19 protein-coding genes are annotated in these 18,087 nt (G+C 38.6%); 13 read left to right on the forward strand and 6 right to left on the reverse strand.

All coding sequences use genetic code 11. The features are described from left to right. Positions 1-54: 54 nt before the first annotated feature. Both PB1_RS09695 and PB1_RS09700 read right to left on the reverse strand, forming a co-directional pair. Positions 55-1,269 carry an IS4 family transposase gene (locus PB1_RS09695; RefSeq protein ID WP_003350293.1) on the reverse strand — a complete coding sequence of 405 codons (1,215 nt, stop codon included), beginning with the start codon at positions 1,267-1,269 and terminating at the stop codon, positions 55-57. Positions 1,270-1,484: 215 nt separating this feature from the next. Continuing rightward, complete coding sequence (locus PB1_RS09700; protein ID WP_003352203.1) at positions 1,485-1,892, reverse strand: YuzC family spore coat inner layer protein; 408 nt, start codon at positions 1,890-1,892, stop codon at positions 1,485-1,487. A 195-nt stretch (positions 1,893-2,087) separates the two neighbouring features. Here PB1_RS09700 and PB1_RS09705 point away from each other — a divergent pair, with 195 nt between their 5' ends. The 6 genes from PB1_RS09705 (at position 2,088) to PB1_RS09730 (ending at position 6,451) form a co-directional block, all read left to right on the forward strand. Continuing rightward, positions 2,088-2,693, forward strand: coding sequence for a DedA family protein (locus PB1_RS09705; RefSeq protein ID WP_003352204.1), 606 nt, complete (start codon positions 2,088-2,090; stop codon positions 2,691-2,693). A 66-nt stretch (positions 2,694-2,759) separates the two neighbouring features. Beyond that, positions 2,760-3,143, forward strand: a complete 384-nt coding sequence (locus tag PB1_RS09710) for a hotdog fold thioesterase (protein ID WP_003352206.1) — start codon at positions 2,760-2,762, stop codon at positions 3,141-3,143. A 435-nt stretch (positions 3,144-3,578) separates the two neighbouring features. After that, positions 3,579-4,166 (forward strand): peptidylprolyl isomerase, encoded by a 588-nt coding sequence (locus tag PB1_RS09715; RefSeq protein ID WP_003352207.1) that lies wholly within the window; start codon positions 3,579-3,581, stop codon positions 4,164-4,166. Between the two features lie 126 nt (positions 4,167-4,292). Then, positions 4,293-4,505 carry a hypothetical protein gene (locus PB1_RS09720; RefSeq protein ID WP_003352208.1) on the forward strand — a complete coding sequence of 71 codons (213 nt, stop codon included), beginning with the start codon at positions 4,293-4,295 and terminating at the stop codon, positions 4,503-4,505. A gap of 279 nt (positions 4,506-4,784) precedes the next feature. Further along, positions 4,785-5,348 carry a superoxide dismutase family protein gene (locus PB1_RS09725; protein WP_003352209.1) on the forward strand — a complete coding sequence of 188 codons (564 nt, stop codon included), beginning with the start codon at positions 4,785-4,787 and terminating at the stop codon, positions 5,346-5,348. Between the two features lie 317 nt (positions 5,349-5,665). Then, on the forward strand, positions 5,666-6,451 hold the full coding sequence (locus PB1_RS09730; RefSeq protein ID WP_003352210.1) for a TerC family protein: 786 nt from the start codon (positions 5,666-5,668) through the stop codon (positions 6,449-6,451). Positions 6,452-6,577: 126 nt separating this feature from the next. On the opposite strand, the gene PB1_RS09735 is transcribed toward PB1_RS09730, so the two are convergent. Both PB1_RS09735 and PB1_RS09740 read right to left on the reverse strand, forming a co-directional pair. Next, positions 6,578-7,405, reverse strand: coding sequence for an alpha/beta fold hydrolase (locus PB1_RS09735; RefSeq protein WP_003352211.1), 828 nt, complete (start codon positions 7,403-7,405; stop codon positions 6,578-6,580). Between the two features lie 416 nt (positions 7,406-7,821). Next, the gene (locus tag PB1_RS09740; protein WP_003350502.1) at positions 7,822-9,258 is read right to left on the reverse strand and encodes a DDE-type integrase/transposase/recombinase; all 1,437 of its coding nucleotides are present in this window, start codon (positions 9,256-9,258) and stop codon (positions 7,822-7,824) included. 168 nt (positions 9,259-9,426) lie between these two features. Between PB1_RS09740 and PB1_RS09745 the strand changes: the two genes are divergently transcribed. The 4 genes from PB1_RS09745 to PB1_RS09760 all read left to right on the forward strand — a co-directional run bounded on the left by PB1_RS09745 (position 9,427) and on the right by PB1_RS09760 (position 13,134). After that, positions 9,427-9,927 carry an Lrp/AsnC family transcriptional regulator gene (locus PB1_RS09745; RefSeq protein WP_003352212.1) on the forward strand — a complete coding sequence of 167 codons (501 nt, stop codon included), beginning with the start codon at positions 9,427-9,429 and terminating at the stop codon, positions 9,925-9,927. Beyond that, positions 9,927-11,093, forward strand: a complete 1,167-nt coding sequence (locus PB1_RS09750) for an aminotransferase (protein WP_003352213.1) — start codon at positions 9,927-9,929, stop codon at positions 11,091-11,093. Before PB1_RS09745 ends, PB1_RS09750 begins: the two co-directional genes overlap by 1 nt. 290 nt (positions 11,094-11,383) lie before the next feature. Next, positions 11,384-11,785 carry a S1 domain-containing post-transcriptional regulator GSP13 gene (gene yugI / locus PB1_RS09755; protein WP_003352214.1) on the forward strand — a complete coding sequence of 134 codons (402 nt, stop codon included), beginning with the start codon at positions 11,384-11,386 and terminating at the stop codon, positions 11,783-11,785. 149 nt (positions 11,786-11,934) lie between these two features. After that, entirely contained in the window at positions 11,935-13,134 is a 1,200-nt protein-coding gene (locus PB1_RS09760) for an ornithine--oxo-acid transaminase (protein ID WP_155816409.1), read from the forward strand. Between the two features lie 162 nt (positions 13,135-13,296). Here the strand turns inward: PB1_RS09760 and PB1_RS09765 are convergent, their stop codons facing one another. Beyond that, positions 13,297-13,530 carry a DUF378 domain-containing protein gene (locus PB1_RS09765; protein WP_003352217.1) on the reverse strand — a complete coding sequence of 78 codons (234 nt, stop codon included), beginning with the start codon at positions 13,528-13,530 and terminating at the stop codon, positions 13,297-13,299. A gap of 172 nt (positions 13,531-13,702) precedes the next feature. Between PB1_RS09765 and PB1_RS09770 the strand changes: the two genes are divergently transcribed. From PB1_RS09770 to PB1_RS09780, 3 genes are all read left to right on the forward strand, one after another. Beyond that, positions 13,703-14,866, forward strand: coding sequence for an iron-containing alcohol dehydrogenase (locus PB1_RS09770; RefSeq protein ID WP_003352218.1), 1,164 nt, complete (start codon positions 13,703-13,705; stop codon positions 14,864-14,866). A gap of 226 nt (positions 14,867-15,092) precedes the next feature. Then, on the forward strand, positions 15,093-16,442 hold the full coding sequence (locus tag PB1_RS09775) for a glucose-6-phosphate isomerase (RefSeq protein ID WP_003352219.1): 1,350 nt from the start codon (positions 15,093-15,095) through the stop codon (positions 16,440-16,442). Between the two features lie 103 nt (positions 16,443-16,545). Next, a complete protein-coding gene (locus PB1_RS09780) occupies positions 16,546-16,953 on the forward strand; it encodes a YugN-like family protein (protein WP_003352220.1) in 408 nt (135 codons plus the stop codon). Here PB1_RS09780 and PB1_RS09785 read toward each other — a convergent pair. Next, positions 16,950-17,939 carry a potassium channel family protein gene (locus PB1_RS09785; RefSeq protein ID WP_003352221.1) on the reverse strand — a complete coding sequence of 330 codons (990 nt, stop codon included), beginning with the start codon at positions 17,937-17,939 and terminating at the stop codon, positions 16,950-16,952. The genes PB1_RS09780 and PB1_RS09785 overlap by 4 nt on opposite strands. Positions 17,940-18,087 lie beyond the last annotated feature (148 nt).

The following is an 18,087-nucleotide window of genomic DNA, read 5'->3' on the forward strand; positions in this document are numbered from 1 at the left end:
TTTGTCCCATTTATTTGAATTTATGTATATTAATTGTAATTTATACTTCGTTTATTATTTTTCCTTTTTTGGCTTTATCATTGCTACTTTTTCTGCAAAAACTAAGTCTTCTTCCTTTTTTTTAGGTACTTTTTGTCGCCCTTTTGATGTCCTTGTACACCTTCGATTCAGTTCTTTTTCAAATTCCTGCCAAGATAAATGTAAATAGGTTCGGATTAACCGCAGTACTCCCCATATTGTTTTTTTCGTTTGTGTCTTTAGTTTTATTTGTAGTACTAGCCCATAGGCAATCAGCGAAAGAAACATCTGATTCCAGATTCCTTGGGGTTTTGTACTCCAAATTTTGGTTGAACGAAGATGTTGTTTAATCCATCTAAAGAAGATCTCAATCGCCCACCGATGACGGTAGATTTCCATTATTTGTTCAGGCGGTAAGTCAAAGCGTGTGGTAATAATTCGGTATAGATGTCCTTCTTCATCAAAAAATTCGACGAGACGTACCGGGTGCAATTTCTCGTTCGAGGTTACACCAATCTTTACTGTCGCATCCATACGAATCAACGGATGGTTTAAAATTTTTCTATCGAGATAGATTACCTTGTGCTGCTCTTTAATTCTTACAATGAAAGAAATACCACGTTCCGCCCAGTTATTGATTTTTTTATGAGAAGCATATCCACGATCCATGACGTAAGTTGAATCAGATTCAACCACAAGGAAGTCGGAACCTTCAAAATCACTGACATTTCCAGTTGATGGAATAATTTGGTCTGGAAAAGCAATGTCTGGAGAAGCTACCACTAAACGGGTGTGCATTTTTACCTGAGTAGAATTTTTTGATACATAAGCCCAGTTAGCTAACTGTTCAGGCAGCTTAAAGGAAGAAGAGTCAATTATGGCTAATCTCCCAATTCCCTTTGGTAGACCAGATAAATTTCTAGTTTGAATTTCAATATCTTTGACCACTCGAAAAAAAAGATCTTGTACCCATTCAGTTGGTAATTCATTTATCCTACGGCTTAGTTGTGAACCACTTATGCTTTCTAAATTTAGGCTTTTCATGAGGTCTTTATCAGCCCGTAATTTCTCCTCTATATCAGTATATGAGCTCCAATTACCCAGCTGAGCAGCAACAAAAATTTTTACAAGGGCATCAGCTCTTAATTTTTTTTGATCATAGTTTAAAAGAGGACAGGAAAGCTTTTCCGTAGATAAAAGGGAAAAACATTGACGAACAACAGATGGTTGAGCTATATTTACATTGCTCATGATAAAAACTCCTTTGTAGAAAACTTGTTGATGGGACAACAAGCTAACAATTCTACAATAGGAGTTTTTTTCTTTTTAGTAAACCTTTTTTTATTTTCCTGAATTTGTAACCTTTGCAAGGCTAGTGGTCTGACCCTTGGGCTTATGAGACAGCCTTTTTTTAAATAGTTGATCGATCGGAAATTACTATATTCAACTTTAAAGCGCTAGCACGCCTACATCCATCTTAATTGTAAAATTAAATGGCAACAGTCAACATTATCCACTTTTCCTTCGAAAAGCAAATGAAGGCCGTCGGGATTGAATTTAAAGGATGGCATTCCATTTACACCAGTTGATTGAATCAAACTTTTTACGACTTCAGTTTTGGATTCTTGGGCTGCATTCATTAAATCATAAGAGAATTTTTTCGAGTTGGAGATCTTATCAACTACACGTAGCGCATCGCTCATTATGAACTTCATTTGTTTCGCGGAATCCATCAACAATTTTGGATCTACAGGAGGGTTTGTTCGGTATGGATAAAACCGGTCATAATTTGCGGGATATTGGTTATATGGAAATACGTAAGGATTAAAGTGAAAATTTGAATGGAAATTTTTTTTGTTGTCATAGGGGTACATGACCATCCCCCTTTCATTTTTTCTTATCATTACACCTTTATCAATATATTCAATCGAACTTATCCACATTCTTTGCGATCTTTTGAATAATTGACCTGTATTAAGTTTTTAATAAAGGAAAATGGGAAATAAAAATAGAAATTATAGGAACAATTTTTTTGAAATTGACAGTGCCGTAAAGAGGAGGAACACTGCATGGATCTAGATTTTATTTTAAGTATCATTGAAGAAGGCGGATATGCCGGGCTATTTTTCTGGCTTTGGCTGGGTATATTTGGAATGCCCGTCCCGAATGAAGTCATTATTATGACAGTCGGCTTCGCATCTTTCAGGAAGATTCTTAATCCATTATTAACTTTCATAGCTTCATATGCGGGAATTTTGTTAGCGTTAACGACGATCTATTTATTAGGGCGTTTTTTAGGCAGACCGCTGCTTCGCTTCTTAGAAAAAAGGAAGAGGTTTGCCCATTCCATTTCTGTTTCTTTGCACCTAATAGAAAAATATCATTCTTACTCTCTTTTATTCAGTTATTTTTTGCCGGGAATTCGGAATTTTGTTCCATTTATATATGGTTCCAGCAGGCTGCCATATAAATCGTTTGCTTTTTTTGCCTATATTGGGGCTTTACTATGGTTGTCAGTCGTTTTCACTTTAGGTTATTTATTTGGAGATCATATCGATACAATCATGCACTATGGAAAAGAATTGCTAATCCTTGTTGCGGTTATTTTTACGTTTTTTGTGATAGTAAAAATAAATAAGAAAAGAAAGCAGAAAATGCATGGCCAGTCTTTTTAAAGAAATTTTGATTGTTGGTAGTTATACTGAATTTGATAATTTTCGAATAACAGGAGGGGTATTGGAGTGGAGATTAAAAATACTCTGATTAATGCATTAGGAATTGAGATTACAGAGCTTGAAAAAGGCAAAGTAACAGCAACGATGCCCGTTGACGAACGGACGAAGCAGCCATTTGGATTACTTCATGGAGGAGCCTCTGTTGCTCTTGCGGAAACAGTTGCCAGTCTCGGAGCTTATGAACTTGTTGATAAGGAAACAGAGGCAGTTGCCGGACTTGAAATTAACGCCAATCATGTGTGTCCGAAAACAGACGGGATCGTTACTGCGCATGGAGAGGTTTTACATAGAGGCAGAACAACAATGGTTTGGGATATCAAAATCGTTGATGAACAGGAAAAGCTTATTTGCATCTCGAGGTGTACAGTAGCAGTAATCAAGAAAAAATAAACGGATAGGGCTTCCGAAGCCATTTGTATTGTCTTCGGCGCCCTCAAACACAAAGTTCAACAATAATTTTTTTGTACCATACCGCAGTTTTTTCTTTTGGCGCCAATATTAAATTAATGAGCTGTCACCAATTATTTAATATAATCTTTTTCCAAAGACTCAATATTTTCTAAGCTTCTCTGTGCCCATGCAGAACCGTCTGCAAGAATTTAAGAAAGGAAACTGTCCGAGTTTTATAAGATAAAATCAGGTTAAGATTGGAGGGAAGAAATATGATGATGCGTTTAGTTGCTTATTTGCTAAAAGTTGTGCTATCATTGGCCGCATGCAGGACAGTTTAAAAGGGATTAAATTCTGCTTAAAATCTAGCAAGTGAGTCAAAACAGAAGAACAAAAAACAAACTATAAGCTGAAAAGAAAGAAGGGAATGGAACAGTGGTCTATCCTCAGTTGAAAACAGAAGTATTGGAAAATGAAAGATTAGTGGAAATGGAAACTTCCATGGGGACAATTAAGATTAAGCTTTTTCCTGAATATGCTCCAAAAACAGTAGAAAATTTTATCACTCACAGTGAAAGCGGCTATTATAACGGCTTGATTTTCCATCGCGTCATTAAAGATTTTATGATTCAGGGCGGGGATCCAAAAGGAAATGGAACCGGAGGAGAAAGTATTTACGGCCATCCTTTTGAAGATGAATTTTCAGACCGGTTATTCAATATCCGCGGAGCATTATCGATGGCAAATGCAGGACCAAATACGAACGGAAGCCAATTCTTTATTGTTCAAAACAACTTTGTTGATCCGGGTTTGAAGAGCCAGATGGTACAAGCTGGCTACCCGGAGGAAATTATTGAAGCTTATGAAAATGGCGGAACACCATGGCTTGATTTTCGCCATACTGTTTTTGGGCAGGTTATAGAAGGTATGGATGTTGTGGATAAAATCGCAAACACTCCGACGGGGCTTCACGATAAACCGAAAGAAGATGTTGTCATTAATAAGATTACCGTTTTAAAATAGCTGAAAATTTGGATCGCACGCAGGGGAAGTGATTTGGAGTTTACTCTTTACAGTTGGTGAAGACAAAAATAATTGTTATAATATTTCATTGAATCACTGCTAAAATGGCAGAAAGGAAGAAGCATTATGATTCAATGGTACGTTTTATCACTGTTTTTATATTTCCCGGAAGACAAGTCAGAGTATATACCGGCTGCGATTTCTTTCATGATCTTTTTTATTGCTTGTATTATTACATTTCGCTTTATCGTCATCTATTCCAGGAAGGAAGAAGAAAAAAGCAAAGAACTGGAAAAACGAATTTTAGAACAGAAGGATCAAAATGGAACAGCCAAATAAGCTGTTCTTTTTTTGTGGAAAAGGGAGGAGCTGCGCTAACAAAGATAGAAATGCCAACCTGCTTGAGCAAAATACATGTTTAGATTAGTAAATATTTAAAACCTGGCAACTCTCACACCGGTTTATTATGTTTTAATATGAAGGTTATTTCCATGTTAGGGTTGGGAGAATAAAGCTCATGTACGTTTTTTATCCTTAGAAAGACATGTGTCTGTTCGTTTAAGTATTTATTAAAAAGGCAAGAATAGAGACAAATTGTCTTGATGGAGGAAAATTCCCATGAAAAAAGGATGGATGATCATTCTAATGATTCTTTTGGCGGGGTGTGCAGAGGATAATCCTAAAAGTGTTGATGTAGAAATGTTTAACACTGTAGGCGATTCGCTTGGAAAAATAAAAATAACGGAGCAGGCTTCAGGTGTTAAGCTGGAGGTCAATCTTGAGGGGCTGCCACCTGGTGAGCACGCAATGCACATTCATGAAACAGGCAAATGTGAACCGCCGGATTTTCAATCGGCCGGAAATCATTTTGATCCTGATAATAAACAGCATGGCCTGCTGCACCCTAAAGGAGCTCATGCCGGAGATCTTCCAAATTTGATTGTTGAAGATGACGGAAAGGCTAAGGCCGAAATTATGGCTCCACAAGTTACATTGCAAAATGGAAAAACTTCCTTGTTTACGAAAGAGGGAACATCCATTGTTATACACGAAGAAAAAGATGATGGAATGACTCAGCCTGCCGGAGATTCCGGATCAAGGATTGCGTGTGGAAAAATTTCAAATGACAAAGGACAAACAGAGCAGAAAAAAGCACAGGATGACAAACAAGGCGAACAGTAAATAAAAAAGCGCCTTGATTAAATCTGAGAAAGTAGTGTAAATAAAATTCTTTACATTATTGGAATTTCATTGTATATTGAAATTAAATAAATATTTCTTTTTAAAGGGGAGTAGCTGTACAATAAAGTCGTCATTTCGAGATACGCATCTCCGGCTTTATTGGCAACACTTATGTTGCAGGCAAGACCTTTACTTCATGGTAAAGGTCTTTTTATATTTTTGAGGCCTTTACCGGATTCAGGTAAGGGCCTTTTTATGTTATTTGAAAAGGCATAAAGGAATTAAAAAATTAATGATTTATGGAGGAGGATTTTTACTTGGATTTATCACTTTTAATGGAGTATGGTTGGGTTTTGATAGTGCTCGTGTTATTAGAAGGGCTTTTGGCAGCCGATAATGCATTGGTGCTGGCGATTATGGTAAAGCATTTGCCGGAAAAGGATCGGAAAAAAGCGTTATTTTATGGGCTTGCAGGTGCATTCGTATTCCGATTCGCATCGCTGTTTGCCATATCGTATCTTGTTGATGTATGGCAGGTTCAGGCTATCGGTGCAACTTATTTATTATTTATGGCGATTAATCATATTTTCCGAAAGATTGTTAATGGGAGAATCAATCAGAAAGATCAGAAAGAAGTTAAAAAAGGTTCAAGTTTTTGGACGACCGTTATTAAGGTCGAGTTAGCAGATATCGCATTTGCAGTAGATTCCATATTAGCTGCGGTTGCCCTTGCCGTAACTTTGCCAGACACCCCGCTGCCAAATATCGGAGGATTGGACGGAGGAAAATTCCTTGTCGTCTTTGCAGGAGGAATGATTGGTTTAATAATAATAAGATTCGCGGCAAATGTCTTCGTCAATTTGCTGCAAAAGCGTCCCGGTTTGGAGATTGCTGCGTTTATTATTGTCGGATGGGTGGGCGTTAAGCTTGCTGTCTATACGTTGTCGCATCATGCTCTTAATGTGCTGCCTGAAAGTTTTGCAACATCGCATGAATGGAAAATTACGTTCTATGCCGTTTTAATCTTAATTGCTGTTTGCGGGTGGTTGTTTTCAAAAGAAAAGCTGTCTATTGCAGGGGAAAATGAATCAAAAGTATCATAACCAAAAAGAGGCTGAATTAAAACAAAGGGTTAGACTCCGCCAATAAAACATAAAGACAAACATAAATCACTGTTGGAAGGAGCCAGACCCTTATGAGTCAGCCTCTTTTATTTATGTTCCAAAATTCTAACTATATATAAATTCCTTAATATGCCGATACACTTCATCCGGTCGTTCCTCCGGCAATAGGTGCCCTGTATTTTTTAAGATAATAAGCTTAGAATTATTCAATTCGTTTGTTAATCTTTTTCCTACAGAAAGTGGGACAACTTTATCATGCTCACCCCAAATTAATAAGCACGGGGTTTCAATCTGCTTCAGGGCATTTGAATGCAGATCGCCTTCCCTGTCTCTGATCATCCTTGCTATCGCTTTGAAAATATCTTCCTCTAAAAAGGGCTTCATGTAACCGTACATCATTTCCTCATCAATTAACGAGTGATCATACACTACATTCTGCAAGTTATTTCGTACTCCTGACTTTATGAGCCACATTTTTACATATAAATGAAAATATGGAATATAACTTGATAAAATCAACGGCAATTTAGATCGTTTTAAGTAAGCAGAGCTGCAAAGCAGTACTGCTTTTTTTACTAAATCCGGACGGAGGGAGGCGATTTTTAAGGAAATTTGCCCTCCCATTGAATGGCCGGTCACAGATATTTTCCTAATATCAAGCGATTCTAAAAGGCTGATAACTGTTCGTGCAATATTTTCATAAGAATAGATAAAATTGTAAGATTTTCCGCTTTTTCCGAAAGGGGGAAGATCAATTGAAATCACATTAAAGTCTTCGTTCAACAGCGGAATCAGTCTGCGAAAACTGAAAGTAGACGAAAGAAAACCGTGCAGCAATACGATCGTTTCGTTTGATTGTTCATTGAGGTAATATTCATAATATACATCAATTCCATTAATGTTTCTGCTGTCGTTAAAAACGGATCTATACACTCTAGCCTTCACTCCTGCAAACAATCTTTCCAAATTGAACTCTTCTTTATTTTCCCCGCTATTTTTAACTTCACTCATATACAATAATTATTTTGAAAAAATAAACTTAAGGTAATGCTTTTCTAAACTGAATTTTTGCTATAATGTAATTATTTCAACGAATATATGGTAGTGTCAAAAGTTCTATGAAAACTCAGTATTGGAAGGATGTGTTCTACCGAAAATAGAGAAAATGCCGCCGCAATCGCTCTTGACAAACACGTCAATGGTTTAATTTTGAACCAACAAGGGCGAAGGGAACAAAAAGAAGGCACACCAAAGAAGCCCTTGCCAATTCCCATTTTAAACCATTGACTGGTTCGGTTTGTCAAGAGTTCGCTTCGCCGATGCTGGTAAGGGCTCTGCTAAACAAAAAGTTAGGCAGTTTGCTCTACTAGCCATTGTTGAGCTAAACCAATCAGTTTTGTCCAACGTGCAGGCATATTCGGCAGTTCTTTTAGTTCTGGAATAACTACAGGCACTTTGCCTTCTAGGGCTGAATGTGGCCGCAAGAAGTTAAAGTAAGCTACAAACAAGGTCACATAAGAAACGGATCCGTGATCGGATCCAAATCCGTGTGTCGATCTGTAATTGCCCTTAAATGTTCGATTCAGTCTTTCAATGATTTGTTTTAGCGGTCTGTATTCCGTGGAAACCAGGTCTTCGTTGGTTAGTCCAATGACCTGCTTCACATCAAATGTAATACCGTGTTGGGCAAAAAAGTGTTGTGCTAAAAGGTAAATTGGATTGCCATCTACGACAAAGGTGAGGTCTTCCGGGATCTCTTTCATCTTCCATAAGACCTCATCAATCGCACGGATGGCAGACACCGTATCACGATTTGGAGAAACAGGGTAGGACAGAATAATCTTCTTTACCGCATCAAAAAAGAAAAAAAGATAATGCCAACGGCCATTCACCTTTATGTATGTTTCGTCTCCGCAGAATTGATCAGAGAGCTCATAAGGATAATGATCCACATAAGGTTTGAGCATCAGTGCTACGCTGTTTTCGTAATTCAATATACTCTGGTGAGAGATGTTTACACCGTGAACATCCTTCATCAGTGCAGCTGTTTTCCGAGCTGATAGGCCATAGTTAACATGGTAAGTTAAAATGAGTCCTAATGTATGCGGTGACACATGAAGCCTGGACAAATCCACTTTTGGCTTCTTAGGTGAATGTTTAGCTAACGGCTGATAATCAATTTGAAACTGACGGAATATGTATCGAACTTTAAAAGACTGAGGATCCTTTTCGAACTGCTTTTTCTCTTTTTTAGACATTCCTTGCAGTTTCTTTTTGTAATACGGACAGTCATTGTTTTTGCACTTAAATACGAGAAAATCTTTTCTTTCCTTGATCTTCTCGAGTGTTTTAGAACAGTGTGGGCATTTGAGTACAGCCTCTTTGGCATATTGGTTCTTTTTATTAAACAGACACGCACACACCTTACATTGATACTGTCCTTTGCCTCCGTTATTGGCATAAAGATAATCGGACGGAGCACCACACCTTGGACATTTCATGGATGAAGGTACCTTACCTTTTGAATGGGAACGCCTCTGAACAGGTTTGAGAGGTTTCCCGTTCTTCTCCAAATATTCTGTGAGAAGAATTTGATAATCAAGCTTTTGTAGAGTTTCAATAATCGGTAGCTCATCCACCTGAAGTTTTTGATAAGGCTTATTTACAGGCTTTTCTGTTGGCTTATCAAACATGTTTTTTCCAATTAGAAGAGTAAGTAATGTTCGAATCATTTGATCTTGGTGCTTGATATATTCAAGCAAATAGGTTAATAATTGAGGTAACAACTTGTCACTTCCTTGTTTTAGGATTGGTGTGTGTGTGGTTACCTCACTAATACCCTAAAACAATGGGGGTGGCAAGTTTTTTGTTTATAAAACCTTAAATATCAATAAATTATCCAAATTTTATCTAAAAATTTTTGACAATACGGAATATATTGAGAGGGGTTTCCTATGAAATTAAATGAAAAAGAGCTGGAAATTGTCGAGATTTTGGAAAAGAATGCGCGCATTTCGATCGAAGATTTATCAAAAATGGCGGGTCTTGACTGTGAAGAAACAATTAAGATTATCGGAAAATTGGAAGACTTAAAGATAATTGTCAGCTATCCAACCGTCATTGACTGGTCAAAAATTGATGGTCATGAAGGGGTCACTGCCATGATCGATGTGAAGGTTACTCCGAAGCGGGGTGTTGGTTTCGATGAAGTTGCTGAGCGAATTTACCGATTTAAAGAGGTAAAGTCCGTTTATTTAATGTCAGGCGCCTATGATCTTTCTGTTGTTATTGAAGGCCGCTCGATGAATGAAGTGGCCCGTTTTGTATCGGAGAAGCTGTCGACTTTGGATTCTGTCATTTCCACAACAACTCATTTTATTTTGAAAAAATATAAGCATGATGGAACGATTTTTGAACAGACAGATGATGATAAAAGAATAGTGGTGTCGCCATAATGGAACAAACGAAAACATATTTGTCAAAAACAGTTGATCAAATTAAGCCTTCCGGAATCCGCCGTTTTTTTGATCTGGCTGCGGGAATGGAAGGCGTCATATCCCTTGGAGTAGGTGAGCCTGATTTTGTAACTTCATGGTCAGTAAGGGAAGCAGCAATACTTTCGCTTGAACAAGGGTACACATCTTACACAGCTAACGCAGGGCTCCTGGAGCTTCGTGAAGAAATCAGCCAATATATATATAAGTATTTTGGAGTTGAATATTGTCCGAAGACAGAAATTATTGTAACTGTCGGGGGAAGCCAGGCGTTAGACATCGCATTAAGAGCGATTATCAATTCCGGGGATGAAGTGATTGTTGTCGAACCGAGCTTTGTCTCCTATGCACCGCTCGTTACCCTTGCCGGCGGAACCCCGATCCATGTTCAATCTTTAAAGGAAAACGACTTTAAGATTATGCCTTTCCAAATAGAGGCTGCGATCACTGGCCGAACGAAGGCAATAATGATTTGTTCTCCGAATAACCCGACAGGTACAATGCTTTCGAGAAGTGATCTGGAAGAAATTGGGCGCATTGCGGAAAAATACGATTTATTGATCATCACTGACGAAATTTATGCTGAACTTTCATATGATGAAGAATTTACAAGCATGGCAGCCATACCTGAAATGAGAAAAAGAACGCTTCTAATCTCAGGTTTTTCTAAAGGCTTTGCAATGACCGGGTGGAGGCTTGGGTATGTGTGCGCTCCTGAAGAATTATCGGCTGCAATGCTTAAAATTCATCAATATGCCATGATGTGTGCGCCAACGATGGCGCAATTTGCAGCCATTGAAGCTTTAAGAAATGGCAGAAATGATGTAGAAGAAATGAAAAAGAGCTACCGCAGACGCCGCAACTATTTTGTTCAATCCCTTAATGAGATGGGGTTGGATTGCCATATCCCGGGAGGCGCCTTTTATGCCTTTCCATCCATTGAAAGTACCGGATTAACATCAGAACAGTTTGCTCAGCAATTATTGCTAAAGGAAAAGGTAGCCGTTGTTCCAGGGAATGTTTTCGGTGAAAGCGGTGAGGGCCATGTGCGCTGCTCGTATGCGTCTTCGATGGAACAGCTTCAAGAGGCCATTAAGCGAATAAAGCGGTTTCTGAATAGTCTTTGATCGACTGTAAGGCAATTGATAAAAAAAAGACAACCGAAACCGGTCGTCCGCATCAAAAAGGGGGGAATACTAGAAAGCCTTATAATACAAGGATACCCAATCCTTCTTTTTTTATACATGGTTAGGAAAAATATTTTCAAAAAAAAGCGAGGCTTCTGCCTCGCTTTAATTTTACCCAATGATAAAAAGTGGAAAAACTCTTTCATTTTTGATAAGAATCCCTATTTGTGATAAAATATTATATTGCGTATAAATGGGATGAGTAAATAACAAAATTTAGGAGTGTTTATATGTCAGAGAAAATTGAAGTAGGAAGTATAATAACCGGTAAGGTTACCGGAATTCAACCTTACGGTGCCTTTATTTCGTTGGATGAAAATACACAAGGATTAGTCCATATTTCAGAAATTACGCACGGTTATGTGAAAGATGTAAACGAGCATTTGAAGGTCGGAGACGAAGTGAAAGTAAAGGTGCTTTCAGTGGATGAAGAAGCAGGAAAAATCGGGCTTTCGATTCGGGCAACTGAAGAGGCTTTTGCCCATGCAGCTGCAAAAACAAGAAAACCGCGCAAGCGCCAAGCAGCGATTCATCAGTATACCAAGAGCGACTCGCAAGGATTTAATACATTAAAAGAAAAGCTTGAAGAGTGGATTGAACAATCTCAGCGCGAAGATTTAATAAAAAGGTAAGAAAGCCGGAATTTCCGGTTTTTTTCATTAATAAAGGGTTTGAAACCTTCAAACAATGACAATTGTCGGGGGGGTCTGGCCCTCTTTATTCAAAGAAGTTTCTTCGTTAGAATGGAAATGTAACCGCTATTTTCACATGAAATGAGGGAATTAAAGTGACGGCAAAAACGGAACTAATAATTGAACAGACTGAAAAATATGGCGCCAATAACTACCATCCGCTCCCAATTGTAATTACAAAAGCAGAAGGCGTTTGGGTGGAAGATCCCGAAGGCAACAAATATATGGACATGCTTAGTGCTTATTCAGCGGTGAATCAAGGGCACCGCCATCCAAAAATTATTCAAGCATTGAAAGACCAGGCTGACAAAGTAACGCTTACATCCCGTGCTTTCCATAATGACCAGCTTGGACCATGGTATGAAAAGGTTTGTAAATTAACACATAAAGAAATGGCTCTTCCGATGAATACTGGTGCGGAAGCTGTAGAAACTGCCATTAAAGCTGCGCGACGCTGGGCATATGATGTAAAAGGGGTTGCTGATAATCAGGCTGAAATAATCGTGTGCGCCGGAAACTTCCATGGCCGTACGATGGCTGCTGTCTCACTTTCATCAGAAGAAGAATACAAACGGGGCTTTGGACCAATGCTTCCGGGAATTAAATTAATCCCCTACGGCGATATTGAAGCATTGAAAAATGCGATTACGCACAATACAGCGGCTTTCTTAGTCGAACCCATTCAAGGAGAAGCAGGGATAATTATTCCGCCGAATGGCTTCTTAAAACAAGCTTATGAAGTGTGTAAAGATAATAAAGTATTATTTATTGCTGACGAAATTCAAACAGGTCTCGGCCGTACAGGGAAAATGTTTGCTTGTGAATGGGAAGAAGTTGAGCCTGACATGTATATTCTTGGCAAGGCATTAGGAGGAGGAGTATTTCCAATTTCTTGCGTGGTTGCCAACAAAGAGGTGCTCGGAGTATTTAATCCTGGCTCCCACGGATCAACATTCGGCGGAAATCCGATGGCTTGTGCTGTTTCAATAGCTTCACTTGATGTTTTAGTGGATGAAAAACTTGCAGAGCGTTCATTAAAGCTTGGAAAGCATTTTATCGATAAGCTGCAGGAAATTAAAAATTCTGTAATTAAAGAAATTCGCGGCCGCGGCTTATTTATTGGAATTGAGCTTTTCGAACCCGCCCGAAAATATTGCGAGAAATTAAAAGATGAAGGATTGCTTTGCAAAGAAACTCATAACACAGTTATTCGTTTTGCACCGCCGCTTGTTATTAGCGAAAAAGAATTGGATTGGGCAATTGAACGAATCAAAAAAGTTTTAAGCTGAGGCATTCCGGTTTAGAGGATTGGTATAAAAAGAAAAGAGGGTGACTCATAAAGGTCTGACCCTCTTCAAAGATGACAGTAATAAAAGTGTTTTTTGTTTTTGACTATATGTTGTATTGGAGGGGTCTGACCCCTTGGTTATGAGCCAGCCCCTTTTGCTTTCTTACCTTGTTGGTCTTGCTTCTGCAGCTTCATCTTCCTGTTCGTTAGGCACAAACAGTAAGCCTATATTAATTAGGCCGGCAATTCCTACTAAGCCGTAAATAATTCTTGATAGGGCGGAATCTTGTCCTCCAAATATAGCTGCGATTAAATCAAATTGGAAAAAGCCGATTAATCCCCAGTTAATAGCTCCAATAATCGTAAGAACCAGTGCAATACGTTGAATTGTACTCATTTTAGTTTTCCTCCTTTTGAAATAAATTCGTTAATAGGTTTATACAGCTTTTTCGAAATTATTCATCATAGGATTCATAATTTTTATTTGCAAAAATGCTATATTTCACGAGTTTCAAAAAGCAACATTCTTTTAGAAAAGAGCGTATAATAGATAAAGGAGGTTGATCATTATGGAGAATTTTACATATTGGAATCCTACAAAATTAATTTTTGGAAGCAGCCAATTAGCGCAGCTAAAAACGGAAATTCCTCAATACGGAAAAAAAGTGCTTCTCGTATACGGAGGAGGAAGCATAAAGCGAAACGGCCTTTATGACAGAGTTGTTAATTATTTAAAAGAAATCAATGCGGAAATTTTTGAACTATCAGGAGTTGAGCCGAATCCGCGCATTTCTACTGTCCGGAAAGGGATAGAAATATGCAGGCAAGAAGGAATCGAATTTATCCTTGCAGTTGGCGGCGGAAGTGTCATTGACTGTACGAAAGCAATTGCTGCCGGAGTGAAATATGAAGGAGATCCATGGGATTTCGTAATAAAAAAAGTCAAAGTGAAAGATGCGCTTCCTTTCGGCACAGTATTAACACTTGCAGCAACGGGATCGGAAATGAATTCCGGGTCTGTCATTACCAATTGGGAGACAAACGAAAAACATGGCTGGTCAAGTCCGGCGGTTTTTCCAAAGTTTTCCATACTGGAGCCTGAAAATACATTTACGGTTCCAAGAGACCAAACTGCTTACGGAATAGTGGACATGATGTCCCATGTGTTTGAACATTATTTCCATCCGGAGGAAAATACTCCTTTCCAAGACCGCATGTGTGAATCTTTATTGATTACTGTGATGGAAACTGCACCTAAATTGCTTGAAAATCTTGAAAGCTATGAACATAGGTCAACGATACTTTATTGCGGGACAATGGCATTAAACGGAATGCTTTCAATGGGTTACCGCGGTGATTGGGCAACACATAAAATTGAACATGCTGTATCAGCTGTTTATGATATCCCTCATGGCGGCGGATTAGCCATCCTTTTCCCTAACTGGATGAAACATAATCTGAAAGTAAAACCTAAGCGGTTCAAACAGCTTGCAGTTCGTGTTTTCGGTGTGAATCCTGAAGGAAAAACAGACGAGGAAGCAGGACTTGAAGGAATTGAAAAATTGCGTGAGTTCTGGAACAGCATCGGTGCTCCTTCCCGGTTAGCGGATTATGGTATTGACGACAGCAAGCTTGAAGAAATGGCCGATAAAGTGATGTTGGAGGGTGAAGTTGGCAATTTTAAAAAATTAACTCGCGAAGATGTTCTCGCCATTTATCGCGCATCTTTATAACCTTTTCAATCACCCTTTTTTAGCAGGGTATTTCCTTTTAATGTCCAGCTCCACAAAGGAATGCTTCGGAAGCAATTCATCGGGAGCGCTTAGCCAGTTTTCATCAATAAAAAACTTCCACGAGCATTAATTTAAATTTTGCTCGCTTACAAAATAGGAAGTTTCTTGCTAAACGAAACAGCATTCGATAAAGTGAAGTTGTAAATAATTTATCGGAGGGTCAGATATGACGCACGTTCGCTTTGATTACTCGAAAGCCATTGAGTTTTTTCGTGAACATGAACTTACATTCTTAAGAGATATGGTAAAAGTAGCCCATCATTCGCTGCATGAAAAAACCGGAACAGGGAGCGATTTTTTAGGCTGGATTGATCTGCCGGTTGATTACGATAAAGAAGAGTTTATCCGAATTCAAAATGCGGCAGAAAAAATAAAAAATGATTCAGATGTATTATTAGTAATCGGTATCGGCGGTTCGTACTTAGGTGCCCGCGCAGCAATTGAAATGCTGCAGCACAGCTTTTATAACGTTCTGCCGAAAGAAAAACGAAGCACACCGCAAATTTTGTTTGTCGGAAATAATATCAGTTCAACATATATGAAAGACATGATGGACCTGTTAGAAGGCAAAGATTTCTCCATCAATGTCATCTCCAAATCAGGCACGACCACGGAACCGGCGATTGCATTTCGGATTTTCCGCAACTTGCTTCAGGAAAAGTATGGGGTGGAAGTGGCGCGAAAACGTATTTATGCAACAACAGATAAAGCAAAAGGTGCACTAAAAACACTTGCCAATAAAGAAGGATATGAGTCATTTGTTATTCCGGATGATATAGGCGGCCGTTACTCCGTATTAACTGCTGTAGGTTTGCTTCCTATTGCAGTCAGTGGCGCCGATATTGAATCGATGATGAAAGGGGCAGCCCGGGCACGGGAGGACTTCGGAAAATCGGAGCTCGAAGAAAACCCTGCCTATCAGTATGCTGCAATAAGAAACATTCTTTACAATAAAGGCAAAACAATTGAAATGCTCATTAACTACGAACCTGGCCTTCAATATTTTGCAGAATGGTGGAAACAATTATTTGGCGAAAGCGAAGGGAAAGACCAAAAAGGAATATTCCCGGCTTCGGCAAATTTCTCTACGGACCTTCACTCATTAGGTCAATATATCCAAGAAGGCCGCCGAGATTTATTTGAAACCATTATAAAAGTTGAAAAGCCGCGGCATGAATTAACGATTGAAGAAGAAGCAAGCGACTTGGACGGCTTGAATTACCTTGCCGGCAAAACAGTTGATTTCGTTAATAACAAAGCATTTGAAGGAACATTGCTTGCCCATACAGATGGAGGAGTGCCGAACCTTGTTGTTTCCATTCCGCAATTAGATGAGTATACATTCGGCTATTTAGTGTACTTCTTTGAAAAGGCATGCGCGATGAGCGGATATTTGCTTGGAGTTAATCCATTTGATCAGCCCGGAGTTGAAGCATATAAAGCAAACATGTTTGCCCTGCTCGGAAAACCGGGCTTTGAAGAGAAAAAATCGGAGCTTGAAAAACGTCTGAAATAAGAAATGACGATAAGAGAGTGCTGACATTCGCCAGCACTCTTTATTATTAAAATTTTTTTTTAGGGAGAAACTATAGAAAACGATTGGAAAGGTGGCATAGATTATGATCGAAATCCCTTCAAAGGTTGAAGGATTGCATTTTGATTTATACAAGCTTGAACAGTTATTAAAGCCTTTAGGATATTCGATTGGCGGCAGCTGGGAATATGATCATGGTTCATTTGATTATAAAATTGATGATGAAGCAGGGTATCAATTTTTAAGGATTCCGTTTAGGGCGATTGATGGTCAGCTTGACACCCATAGCTGCACCGTTAAGGTAGAAAGGCCGTATCTGCTTTCACATATATACGAAAGCGGATTGGATGACAATGCCTCTATTGGAAATACTCTTACGTCTTTAAATCAATTTTCAGAACCGGTCGATAAAGATGCAAGCTTTCCTGAAAAATATATAGACATTGGAAAGTCGCTCGTGAATGAATTAGAATCTGTCTTGTTGCCTGATTAATTAATAATCTTAAGCAATTGATCATTTTTAGAAATGATAAACGGGTGGGAGGGATTTATAAAAGTTTCCTCCCCTCTTTTTATGCCTATAATTAAAACCCCTTCTGCCAGTAATAAAGAGGAAGCCTCCTTGAAGGATTTCCCGATTAAATTTTCTGATGCTTCACACAAAGTCAGATTACCTCCGTTAAGCTGACCTATTAGTTCTAACATCGAAGGCATTTTTTTTCTGGCTGTTATGCTATTCTCCATCACAAAACTAGTCAGAACGTTCGATTGAATAATTTCGTCAGCTCCGGCACGCTTTGCATTGGCCAACTGTTCAGTTGTCAATACCTCAACAATACAATAAACAGAGGGACATAACCCTTTTATCGTCAAAAGGGCAAGAATCGAGAACATATCGGCATGCAATTCATCTTGATGTTGGTCCGATGTAATTAACACTTTTTCAGCTTTAAAAATGTTCGCTTTTACCAAAGTTTCGTCCTGATTCGCTCTCCCTTTTACAAAGTGAAGAATGTTGGGCATTGGATTGGATTCGAGTGTTTCGTCAATTAGAATAATTTGCTGTTTATGTCCGGCATTCGATAAATGATGGATAATTTCTCTTGATCGCTCGTTCCAACCAATTATGATCAAATGCCCCATGCCTTTAAATGCCACCTTTCCTTCTAAATATGCGTTTTGTCTTGTAACGGTTGCTGTTGCCAAATTTACAAAGTAAAATGATAAAAACCCAGCCCCTGTCAGGATTAGAAACATTCCAGTTATTCGTCCTGGAATTGTTTTGGGAGCAAAATCTCCGTATCCGACAGTTGATGTTGTGATAATTGCCCACCAGATGCCGTCAAAAATAGATGGAAATGTAGAGGGTTCGATTATATGTATAAGTGCACCAAAAGAGATTATAGCCGATAATGCCAAAAAAAGAGTTCGTAATATAATTGGAAGCCGCAATAATTTTGCATAGAGACGTTGGGGCACACTTTTCACCTCTAAACAAGTATTCTTTGACCATTATTAACAATACTATAATTTGAAATACATATTTGAATGTTCATACCCTAATAAGTCTTGTACCTTGACAGTAAGTTTCATAAAAGTTGGTTACTTTTTTGTTACCATATAACAC

Origin of the sequence: Bacillus methanolicus PB1, assembly GCF_000262755.1 — a bacterium.
Classification (GTDB): domain Bacteria; phylum Bacillota; class Bacilli; order Bacillales; family Cytobacillaceae; genus Bacillus_Z; species Bacillus_Z methanolicus.